At 70.4% G+C, this 10,798-nt stretch carries 7 protein-coding genes and 3 pseudogenes; all 10 read right to left on the reverse strand.

The features are described from left to right. Positions 1-529: pseudogene (locus ACFFNX_RS30160) on the reverse strand (30S ribosomal protein S12 methylthiotransferase RimO); the annotation flags it as partial. A 106-nt stretch (positions 530-635) separates the two neighbouring features. Continuing rightward, on the reverse strand, positions 636-1,460 hold the full coding sequence (locus ACFFNX_RS30165; protein WP_378209260.1) for a helix-turn-helix domain-containing protein: 825 nt from the start codon (positions 1,458-1,460) through the stop codon (positions 636-638). A gap of 206 nt (positions 1,461-1,666) precedes the next feature. Continuing rightward, positions 1,667-4,225 (reverse strand): FtsK/SpoIIIE family DNA translocase, encoded by a 2,559-nt coding sequence (locus ACFFNX_RS30170; protein ID WP_378209261.1) that lies wholly within the window; start codon positions 4,223-4,225, stop codon positions 1,667-1,669. A gap of 205 nt (positions 4,226-4,430) precedes the next feature. Then, positions 4,431-4,662, reverse strand: a pseudogene (locus ACFFNX_RS30175) (DDE-type integrase/transposase/recombinase); the annotation flags it as partial. Between the two features lie 256 nt (positions 4,663-4,918). After that, positions 4,919-6,598 (reverse strand): ribonuclease J, encoded by a 1,680-nt coding sequence (locus ACFFNX_RS30180; protein ID WP_378209262.1) that lies wholly within the window; start codon positions 6,596-6,598, stop codon positions 4,919-4,921. A gap of 120 nt (positions 6,599-6,718) precedes the next feature. Beyond that, a complete protein-coding gene (dapA, locus tag ACFFNX_RS30185) occupies positions 6,719-7,657 on the reverse strand; it encodes a 4-hydroxy-tetrahydrodipicolinate synthase (protein WP_378209263.1) in 939 nt (312 codons plus the stop codon). A 499-nt stretch (positions 7,658-8,156) separates the two neighbouring features. Further along, positions 8,157-8,480: pseudogene (locus ACFFNX_RS30190) on the reverse strand (IS982 family transposase); the annotation flags it as partial. A gap of 399 nt (positions 8,481-8,879) precedes the next feature. Continuing rightward, on the reverse strand, positions 8,880-9,077 hold the full coding sequence (locus tag ACFFNX_RS30195) for a hypothetical protein (protein ID WP_378209265.1): 198 nt from the start codon (positions 9,075-9,077) through the stop codon (positions 8,880-8,882). A gap of 436 nt (positions 9,078-9,513) precedes the next feature. Then, positions 9,514-10,515 (reverse strand): glycoside hydrolase family 18 protein, encoded by a 1,002-nt coding sequence (locus tag ACFFNX_RS30200; RefSeq protein ID WP_378209266.1) that lies wholly within the window; start codon positions 10,513-10,515, stop codon positions 9,514-9,516. Between the two features lie 39 nt (positions 10,516-10,554). Then, positions 10,555-10,798: hypothetical protein (locus ACFFNX_RS30205; protein ID WP_378209267.1), on the reverse strand; the 244-nt coding region annotated here is incomplete at its 5' end.

Raw genomic sequence — 10,798 nt, forward strand, 5'->3', positions numbered from 1 at the left:
GCAGCACCCGCGGCCCGGACGCCGGCGAGACCGCCTCCGGCAGGTCGGGCGCCGAACCGTGCCCGGGAACGTGCACGTGAGTGCCGGAGCGCTCGGCCGGGGTGAGCGGCAGCAGCTTCCGGCGGTCCTGCGGCTGGTGGGAGCGGTGCCCGCGGCCGGCCACGACGTCGTCGAGCCGGTCACCGATCGCGGCGTAGTCGTCGAAGCTCAGCACCGCGTCGGCCTCGGGCAGCGACTCGGCCAGCTCCGCGCCGTACCGCTCGGCGAGGCAGCCCGCCGCGACGACCTTCGCGCCGGAGTCGGACGCGGCCAGGAGGGTGTCGATGGAGTCCTTCTTCGCGGCGTCGATGAAGCCGCAGGTGTTGACGAGGACGACCGAGGCGTCACCGGAGTCGTCCAGCGTCCAGCCGGCGCTCTCCAGCCGTGCCGCGAGCTCCTCGGAGTCGACCTCGTTGCGCGCACACCCGAGGGTGACGAGAGAGACGGAGCGGCGGTCCGCCGATGTCGTGGACTGGTCGGCGGTGCTCACGCGGAGCGCTCCCCTCTCGCCGGGCGCGCGGGGAGAGCGAGCACGGGATCAGTTCGGCGGGTGGACATGCCCCATACGGTACTGGTCCCGCGAAGATGGCAGGAGGTCAGCCTTTGCGCGGCACCTGTGGCGAGGGCGAGAGACTGGCCTTGAGCGGATCGCGCGGGCCGTAGCTCAGCCGGATGACCTGACCGGTCTCGCCGGGCGCGCCGACGTCCTTGCCGTTGACCGTCACGCGGACGCCGCCGCCGTTGCCGATCAGCAGCCGGATGCGCTTCTTGGACTTCCACTCTTCGGTCTGCCCGGCGCGGATGATGCCGCTGAACAGCTCCTTGCCCTTGGCGTCGCGGACGTTGAGCCAGCTCGCGCGCTTGGCCTTGACCCGTACGGTGACGTCCTTGCGCGGCGCCGGCGGCGGCGCCACGGCCCTGCTGCGAGGAGTCGGCCGGGCCGTCGCGGGCGCGGCGGCCCGCTGGGCGGAGCGATGCTCGTCGTGGCCGGTCGCCACCCGGACGATGCCGTAGATCGCCACGAGGACGAGCGCGACGATCATGGCGGCGCTCCAGTTGGGCGCGCGCCGCTCGCGGAACCGCACGGGCGTCTCGGGCTCGAACGCCTGCCGCGCCGGGATCGCCTGCGGTGATCCGCCGTGCGCGTCGTCGTACGCGCCGATGAGGGGCTCGGGGTCGATTCCGATGGCCCGGGCGATGCTGCGGATGTGCCCGCGCGAGTAGAAGTTGCCACCGCACAGCGTGTAGTCGTCGCGCTCGATGGCGTTGATCACGGTCTCGCGGATGCGGGTGCGGCCGGCCACCTGCCCGACGGTCAGCCCGGCGTCCTGTCGCGCCTTCGCGAGGGTGTCGCCGATGCCCAGCGCACCTTCGTCGTCGGCGCCGCCGCCGACGACGGTCCCCTCGCTCCGCTCGGTCACGGCGCCTCCTTCGTCGGCGCCGCGGCCAGGGTGCTGTGTCTGCCGGTTCCCGCGCTTCGCTCGGTCACAGCACCTCCTGGGAACCTCGTGGCGTATCACGCGATGACGTCGCCCGAATCGTCCTTCGCTACCGCTGAGTCTATGAAGGTCGGTCTCCGGAAGCGACGTGCAACGCTGTATATGTCAGCTACCCAAGATCTCCGTCGCTACTCGCCGCGCAGCGATGCCAGAACGCCCGGCAGATCGTCGGGTTTGACCAAGACATCGCGTGCCTTCGACCCCTCGCTGGGACCGACGATGGAACGGCTCTCCAGAAGGTCCATGAGACGTCCTGCCTTGGCGAAGCCGACGCGCAGCTTCCGCTGGAGCATCGAGGTCGAGCCGAACTGGCTGGAGACGATGAGCTCGGCGGCCTGGACGAGCAGGTCGAGGTCGTCGCCGATGTCCTCGTCGATGTCCTTCTTGCGCTGGTCGTTCGCCGCGACGTCCTCGCGGTAGTCGGGCTCGGCCTGCTTCTTGCAGTGCTCGACGACGTCATGGATCTCTTTTTCGGAGACGTAGGCGTTCTGCAGCCGCATCGGCTTGCTCGCGCCCATCGGCAGGAACAGCGCGTCGCCCTGGCCGACGAGCTTCTCCGCGCCGGGCTGGTCGAGGATGACGCGGCTGTCGGCCAGGCTCGAGGTGGCGAACGCCAGCCGCGACGGGACGTTCGCCTTGATCAGGCCGGTCACCACGTCGACGCTCGGCCGCTGGGTGGCGAGCACGAGGTGGATGCCCGCGGCGCGGGCGAGCTGGGTGATGCGCACGACGGAGTCCTCGACGTCGCGCGGCGCCACCATCATCAGGTCGGCCAGCTCGTCCACGATCACCAGGAGGTACGGGTAGGGCTGGTAGACGCGCTCGCTGCCCGGGGGCGCGGTGAGCTTGCCGGCCAGCACGCCCTTGTTGAAGTCGTCGATGTGCCGGTATCCGGAGGCCGCCAGGTCGTCGTAGCGACGGTCCATCTCCCCCACCACCCACTGCAGCGCCTCGGCCGCCTTCTTCGGGTTGGTGATGATCGGGGTGATCAGGTGCGGGATGCCGGCGTAGGAGGTCAGCTCGACGCGCTTGGGGTCGACCAGCACCATCCGTACCTCGTCCGGCGTGGAGCGCATGAGAATCGAGGTGATGAGCCCGTTGATGCACGTGGACTTACCGGCGCCGGTCGCGCCCGCGATGAGCATGTGCGGCATCTTGGCCAGGTTGGCCACGACCGTACGGCCCTCGACGTCCTTGCCGAGGCCGACGACCATCGGATGGTGGTCGTTGACCGCGACCGAGGCGCGCAGCGTGTCGCCGAGGCTGACGATGTCCTTGTCGGTGTTGGGGATCTCGACGCCGATCGCGGCCTTGCCCGGGATCGGCGAGATGATCCGCACGTCGGCGCTCTTGACCGCGAGCGCGATGTTCTTGGTCAGCGCGGTGATGCGCTCGACCTTGACCGCCGGCCCCAGCTCGATCTCGTACCGGGTGATCGTCGGGCCGCGGGTGAAGCCGGTCACCTGCGCGTCCACGCCGAACTGGTCGAGCACCTCCGACAGGGCGTTCACGACGGTGTCGTTGGCCTTGGTGCGCGGCTTGACGATCGAGCCGGGCTTGAGCGCGCCGGCCGGCGGGAGCGTGTACGGGCCGCCGACGCCGGAGGAGGAGAGCGTGAGCTGCTCGGAGCTCTTCGGCGGCGGTGTGTGTTCCGGCGGCTCGGGCGGCGCGAAGACCTCGGTCGGCTCGGGCGGCTCGAACAGATCGTCGGCGAGGCTGGGACCGTCGTCCTGCTCCTCTTCCGGCGCGTCGGGGCCGGAGACGACCGGGGTGTCATAGGGCTTCGTGTGGTCGCCGACCTCGACGTCGCGTTTGCGGGAGCGCTTCTTGCTCCGCGCCGGCGCCTCGGCGGTGGTCTCGTCGCCTTCGGGGATCAGCGGCTCGCGGAGCAGGATGCGGTCGCGGAACGCCATGAGGCGCTCGGGCACCTGATGCACCGGCGTGGCGGTGACCACGAGCAGGCCGAAGGCCGCCACCAGCAGCAGGAGCGGCACCGCGACCCAGCCGGTCACGGTGCTGGTGAGCGGCGCCGACAACAGCCAGCCGATCAGCCCGCCGGACCCCTGCAGCGCACGCTCGCCCGCGTCGGGGTACGGCGTGCCGTGCGCGGCGTGGACGACGCCCAGGATGCCGCCGATGAGCGCGGCGCAGCCGATGGTGAGGCGCCCGCCGTCGCCGTTGTGCCCCGGGTGACGCAGCATCCGCCAGGCCAGCAGCGCGAACATCACCGGCAGCAGCCCGGCGAGCGTGCCGAAGCCGTCCCGTACGGCGCGGCCGAAGTACTTGATCAGACCGGTGTGCGGCGTCCACCAGGTCGCGGCGGCGAGCACGATGGCCAGCCCGAGGTTGGCCAGGCCGACGCCGTCCCTGCGATGCTCCTCGTCGAGGTCGCGTGCGCTCTGCCCGAACCGGCGCGCGAGCGCGCCGACGGACCGGGCGACCATCAGCCACACCCCGGCGATGACGCGGTAGAGGCCGAGCATCAGCTGAGCGAGCGGATCGGGCCGCTGCGGCCGGCTCCTGGCCCCCTTGCCCGCCGGCCGCTTGGCGGAGGACGCCGAGCGGCGGCTCGCGGACGGCTTACGGGCGGCCGACTTACCCGAGGCGGGCTTGCGCGCGGCCGGCTTACGCGCGTTGCCACGCGTGCCTGAGGAGTTTTTGGCACCTCCTGGCGTACGTGTGGCCATGATGGTGAGACTAACGGCTATGCCCGGTGGCTTCCCTTGTGCACGGACGGCGTGTCGCGCGGAAGGGGACCCACGACCTTGCACAACCGCGCGAGCCGACACGGCGAGCCCCTCCCGGTACGCCCCTCCCGCCCGGGGAGCCGACCCCACTTCTGAAGTGGCCCCGGTTCTATAGACACGCCGGGGCTTATCCCGGTGCCTGGGCGCTGTAATGAATCAGACCAGGAGCGGGCCGGCGATTCCAGATCGCCATCTCTAGCGCGTCCCACGAGTTCGGTGCGCAGGTGGTCGGCCATCGCCCACCCCACGATCTTCCGGGAGAACACATCCAGCACCACTGCCAGGTACAGCCATCCCTCACCCGTCGGCACATACGTGATGTCGGCCGTCCACACCCGGTTCGGCGCGGGAGCGGTGAAGGTGCGGTTCACCAGATCATGTGGCGGCACCACCGCCGGGTCACGGCGGGTCAGCCCACGCCGCCTGCGCCTCGGCACTTGTGCACTCCTCCCCGGGGACCATCGTCCCAAGCGATCAGCAGTCCACAAGACCGGGGCAACAGCACTTCCACTGTCCAGTGCGCGGGCCAGAAGGCGGAAGGTCCTCAGGCGGCTGTGGACAATCGGGCCGGCAAGGCGAGAGCTCCCGGCGCGTCTCTCAACAGACCGCCGGGAACCCCCGCGTCGAAGGCTCTCAGACCTCGACGATCACCGGGATGATCATCGGCCGGCGGCCGAAGGACTCGTTCACCCAGCGGCCCGCCGTACGGCGGACGAGCTGCCGGAGCTGGTGGATGTCGTTGATCCCGTCGGCGGCGGCGGTCTCCAGGACCTCCTCCAGCCGGGGGATCACGGCCTGGAAGCTCTCGATGCCGGCGCCGCGGGCGTGGATCTCCGGGCCGCCCAGCACCTTGCCGCTGGAGGAGTCGACGACCACGACCACGGACACGAACCCCTCGTCGCCGAGGATGCGCCGGTCCTTCAGCGAGGTCTCGGTGATCTCGCCGACCGACAGGCCGTCGACGTAGACGTACCCGGCACGGACCGCGCCGACGATGGTGGCCTGCCCGTCGACCAGGTCGACCACGACGCCGTCCTCGGCGATGACGATGTTCTCGTCCGGCACGCCGGTGAGCGCGGCGAGCCGGGCGTGCGCGCTGAGGTGCCGCCACTCGCCGTGCACCGGCATGAAGTTGCCGGGGCGCGTCATGTTCAGCACGTACAGCAGCTCGCCGGCCGGTGCGTGCCCCGAGACGTGTACCAGGGCGTTGCCCTTGTGCACGACGCGCGCACCCCAGCGGGTCAGCCCGTTGATCACGCGGTTGACGGCGTTCTCGTTGCCCGGGATGAGCGACGAGGCGAGGATCACCGTGTCGCCCCGCTCGATGCGGATCTGGTGGTCGCGGTTGGCCATCCGGGACAGCGCCGACATCGGCTCACCCTGCGAACCGGTGCAGATCAGGACGATCTGCTCGCCCGGCAGGTCGTCCATCTCCTTCTGGTCGATCAGGATGCCGGCGGGTACCCGCAGGTAGCCGAGGTCACGCGCCACGCCCATGTTGCGCACCATCGACCGGCCGACGAAGCAGACCTTGCGGCCGCTCTCGTACGCGGCGTCGAGCACCTGCTGCACGCGGTGCACGTGCGAGGCGAAGCAGGCGACGATGGCGCGCTTCTGCGCGATCCGCAGCACGTCGCTCAGCACGATGCCGATGTCGCGCTCGCTGGTGACGAACCCGGGCACCTCGGCGTTGGTGGAGTCCGACAGCAGCAGGTCGATGCCCTCGGCGCCGAGCCTGGCGAAACCGCCCAGGTCGGTGAGCCGGCCGTCCAGCGGGAGCTGGTCCATCTTGAAGTCGCCGGTCGCCAGGACCAGGCCCGCCTCCGTACGGATGGCGACCGCCAGCGCGTCCGGGATGGAGTGGTTGACCGCGAGGAACTCGCAGTCGAACGGGCCGAACGACCGCGTCTCCCCCTCGCGTACCTGCACGGTGGTCGGCTTGATGCGGTGCTCGGTGAGCTTGGCCTCCAGCAGCGCCAGCGTGAGCCGCGAGCCGATCAGCGGGATGTCGGACCGCTCGCGCAGGAGGTACGGCACTCCGCCGATGTGGTCCTCGTGCCCGTGCGTCAACACGATGCCCTCGACGTCGTCGAGGCGCTCCCGTATGTAGTCGAAGTCCGGCAGTATCAGGTCGACGCCGGGCTGTTCGGACTCGGGGAACAGCACCCCGCAGTCGACGATCAGAAGACGGCCGCCGAACTCGAAGACCGTCATGTTGCGGCCGATCTCGCCCAGTCCGCCGAGCGGCACGATCCGCAGTCCGCCGTCCGGCAGCGCGGGCGGCAGCCCCAGATCAGGGTGTGGATGGCTCATCGGATCCCCCGCTCTTCATCCGACGACACGGGGGCATGCTCATGCGCGTTCGTCACGCGCCCTCCTAGCTTCGATCGCGGCACGCCCCTCGGGCGTTGCCGCGTGGTGCCTGTGGTCCTCTCACGGACCCTCCAAGACCTTGACCCCGCCGGCGATGAGGTCCTCCCTCAGCGCGGCGGTGAATTCCGGTGTCGCGTCCACCAGCGGGGGCCGTACGGCACCTCCGGGCTGGCCGATGAGCGACAACGCGGCCTTCGTCGCGATCACGCCCTGCGTACGGGTCATGATCGCGGTGATGACCGGGATCAGCCGGCGGTGAATCCGCCGCGCCCGGTCGACGTCTCCACCGAGGAAGGCGTCGATCATCTCGTGCAGATCGGCGCCGACCACGTGTCCGACGACGCTGACGAACCCGGCCGCGCCAAGCGAGAGCCAGGGAAGGTTCAGGGCGTCGTCTCCGGAGTAGAACACCAGGTCCGTCTCGGCCATCACCCGCGAGGTCGCGAACAGGTCGCCCTTGGCGTCCTTGACCGCGATGATGCGGGGGTGCTCGGCGAGGCGCAGCAGCGTCTCGGGGGCGATGGGCGTGCCGGTACGGCCTGGAATGTCATAAAGCATCACCGGCAGTTCGGTCGCGTCGGCCACGGTCGTGAAGTGGCGCGCGAGGCCTTCCTGCGGCGGCTTGTTGTAGTACGGCGTGACGACCAGCAACCCGTCGGCGCCGGCGGCCTCCGCCTGGCGCGCCAGTTTCAGGGTGTGCACGGTGTTGTTGGTACCCACGCCCGCGACCACGTGCGCGCGGTCGCCGACGGCCTCGATGACGGTGCGGAGCAGCCGCTCGTCCTCGGCGTCGGTCGTCGTGGGCGACTCGCCGGTCGTACCACTGACGACGAGCCCGTCATTGCGCTGATGATCGACGAGGTAGGCGGCCAGCCGGGCCGCCCCGTCGTAGTCGACGGCGCCGTCGGCCGTCATCGGTGTGACCATCGCGGTGAGCATCCGGCCGAAGGGCGCCGCGTCGTCGCGCTCCTGCGGCACAGCGTTCGTGCTGGGTGCCATGTTCCGAACTTACCGGGCATCGCCCCCGCTGGGGACCCGTGGGCACCCCCGTGTCGCCTTCTTACCGCCCGTGACCTCCTGTAACGGAGATGACGCCGCCAGAACACGCTCGGGGGTACATGTTCTGACGGCGTCTTCTGATCAATCGTCTCTCACAAAACCGGCGTTACCGGTGAACCTTGGCGGGCTTTCGTGCGTTGAAGAGAGTGGGATGAGGTTCCGCCGGGGTCTGGCGGGGCTGGCGGAGCCTCTCCCGGCGGAGGATGCGCGCCTCGGTTCGCCGGGGTCTGGGGCTCTCTCGCGCCGATCACCCACCCGATCGGCGCACCCGCGGCCGAGGCGCGCGCATCCTTTCCCCAGTACACCGGCCCAGCCTTCCCGGTCCGGCCCGCCCGATACGCCCGGCTCAGCCCTCCTGGTACGCCCGGTCCGGCCCTCCCAATAGGCCCGGTTCGCTTCTCGGTACGCCCGGCCCAGCGCCGATGGTTATCCACAGCCGCGTCGGGCGGGAACGTCCGCACTCGACCGGAGCAGAATCGGTGCCCCAGACGTTGTCGAACCAACAGGCGGTGTCGGTCACCAGTGCCTGGATCATCCGTTTGACCAGCGGCAGCGCCGCCTTGGAACACTTGTTGCAACCGGGCCGCTTGGGCAGGTACAAAAACATCGCCCTCAGATGTGTATGGGCGAACCGGATCCAGCGGGCTTCGGAGTGGAAACCCAGCAGCACCTGGGCGACCGCCGGACAGATCAGTTCGGAGCCGGTCAGCCGCGGTGGCCGCCCCAGCCACCGCGTTCCCTCCAACCCGTCGTCGATCTTCACCTAGAGTGCGATCAAGACGGTGTCCAGGTCTTGCCTCACAACATGATCTTGGACGCCCTCTCCTCATGACTCAACACCAGCCCACATTCGGAACCACTCGCCTAGAAGTGGGCTCGGCCCCGGGCGGGTGGGCCACCGCACGCGCCCTCACCGCACGCGATACGCGGTCGTTTCGTTCGGGGCGTTCCAAGGGGGGTCTCGATCAGCGGCTCATTGCCGCCCTTCCTCACCGGTGTGCTCGGGTGAGGGTCTCGCTCGCGGGCTCCGGCTGAGGCCGGGTGTGCTCACCGGCTCGGATGTCCGCTCGATCGCCCGGCCGCGCATTGCTCCGGCTCTGCGCGGCCGCGCACTTTTCCCTGTCCTCGCCCGCTAACCGGGCGTGTGCATCCTCATGGGCCCTCAGCCCTCGGTTCCGGCCGCGAGGTGCTCGTCCAGCCGCGACTTGAGCTCCTCCGGGCTCAGGGCGCGGAAGAACTCGTTGCCGCGTACCGCCCACCAGTGGCCCGAACCGCCCAGTCCGAACCTCCAGCCGGAGTAGCCGGCCGCCAGCTCCTGCAGCCGGCCGTCCGCCGGGCCGACCATGTGCCTCATGCTCATCCTTCTCCGAACCTCCCTACACCGCCAATCCGCCACGACCAGCGCAACGGTCCCCCGAATACTTCCCCCGGGCAAGGGGGTTTGATCGCGCGGCGACCGCCTGCGACGCCGACATGATCATGTTTGCGAGCAAGACGATGGCACGACGCGCCAAAGTCCAGGCAATTCGCGAGCGATGTAACTAAATCGTGACAACTGCTTGTCCTTGCGGACCTGGCGGCCGTTCGGACGCCAGTTGCAATGCCCGACGCAAGTTGCATCGACAAACCCGTCGCAGGGCACGCGGTAGCCCTCGCCGCACGACCCACCGAAATGACTCGTCGTCGCAGGTCAGAGCATAAACCGGGCGCATCACCGCTCGGACCGCTCTTCGGGCGGGTTCCGTTCGCTCACGGGACGCTCCCGGACCGCCGATCAGCCCCATTTGTGATCTTTCTCATCCGCGGATTCCCAGCCATTCCCTCCGGTATGTCGCCCAGTCGCGCGCGCTGGTGGTCCAGTCCGCGTAGACGCCCACTCCGTACGGGCGCCGCGGGCGGTGCGGCAGGGCGTCGATGCCCTGCCGTACGCCGCGCAGCGCGGTCGGCAGGTCCTCCGCCCACGGCGTCGCGGTCCGGTAGGTCGGCACGCCCAGGAAGACGGTGACCCGGTCGCCGAGGAGTGCGAGCGTCCGCTCCGTGTGGTGGGCGAAGTGCCATCCCGCGAGCGCCCGGGTCGGGGCCTCCGAGTCGTACGTCATGATCGCGACCTGGTCGACGCGGCTCGCCACGGCGCGCAGGTACGCGCTGGTGGGCCGCGGCGGGTAGTGGGTCCGCCCGCGCGGCAGCAGCGCGCGGAACAGCGGCGCCTCCCAGTCGGCGAGGGGCGGCTGCTCGACCGCCACCGAGAGCACCCGGCCCCGCGTGAGCTCGTGCGTCCGCGCCAGCAGGTCGAGGAAGTCGCGGTCATCGGGGTAGACCGGCTCGATGTCGTAGTGGATGCCGGCGAAGCCCACGGCGAGCAGCGCCCGGTCGGTGTCCAGGATCCGGGCCCGGGTCGCCGGGTCGCCGAGGTCGAGAGGACCGCCGCCGGAGCGCTCCACCTGGCCCACGTACGCCTGGGCGCGCACCCCCGGGGCGAGGCGGCGCATCGCCGCCAGCAGTTCGCCCGCGTGCCGGTAACGGGACGGAGGGATCCGCCCGTCGCCGTCCAGCGGTCCCGCGTGGAAGAAGACGTCGGTGATGCGGTTCGCCCTCAGGGTCGCCGCGAGCGCGCGGTAGTCGGCCTCGGTGTGCGGTTCGCCGACCCACTGGTGGCGCGCCCACAGGGCGTTCGCCGTGCCTCCGTACGTCCGCGGCTCCCGCTGCCACGCGAACCAGGTCTGGGCGAAGAAGACGGCGAGCGCGCCGAGGAGCACCGCCACCGCCCACGCCACGCACCGCAGGGCCTTCCTGATCATCTCTGGTGAGACGAGTGGAACGGGCCGGGGGTTCGGGGGTCAGCGGTGGCGCGGCTCGGTCACGGTCGTATAGGTGGTCTCCGGAGCGCCTCCGCTGAGTTTGCGCAGCTGGAACATGCGGAGCTCCAGGAGGGCCGAGCCGAGCGCCCAGATGACGGCGTACAGCACGACCGCCGCGACGCATCGGCGCAGCAGCGGGTGGCGCCGCCGCGGTGACGCGGGCGCGGGCGGCCAGTCGGGCCCGTAGTCCATGAACCGGCTCGCGTCGACGGCGGCCCGGCGC

The organism is Actinoallomurus acaciae, from assembly GCF_042429965.1.
Taxonomy (GTDB): Bacteria; Actinomycetota; Actinomycetes; order Streptosporangiales; family Streptosporangiaceae; genus Actinoallomurus; species Actinoallomurus acaciae.

Bases quoted from the DNA above. Each gene is read 5' to 3' on its own strand.
- dapA (WP_378209263.1), bottom strand. From the start codon at position 7,657: ATGGCACCCAGCACGAACGCTGTGCCGCAGGAGCGCGACGACGCGGCG.
- ACFFNX_RS30170 (WP_378209261.1), bottom strand. From the start codon at position 4,225: ATGGCCACACGTACGCCAGGAGGTGCCAAAAACTCCTCAGGCACGCGT.
- ACFFNX_RS30195 (WP_378209265.1), bottom strand. From the start codon at position 9,077: ATGAGCATGAGGCACATGGTCGGCCCGGCGGACGGCCGGCTGCAGGAG.
- ACFFNX_RS30180 (WP_378209262.1), bottom strand. From the start codon at position 6,598: ATGAGCCATCCACACCCTGATCTGGGGCTGCCGCCCGCGCTGCCGGAC.
- ACFFNX_RS30200 (WP_378209266.1), bottom strand. From the start codon at position 10,515: ATGATCAGGAAGGCCCTGCGGTGCGTGGCGTGGGCGGTGGCGGTGCTC.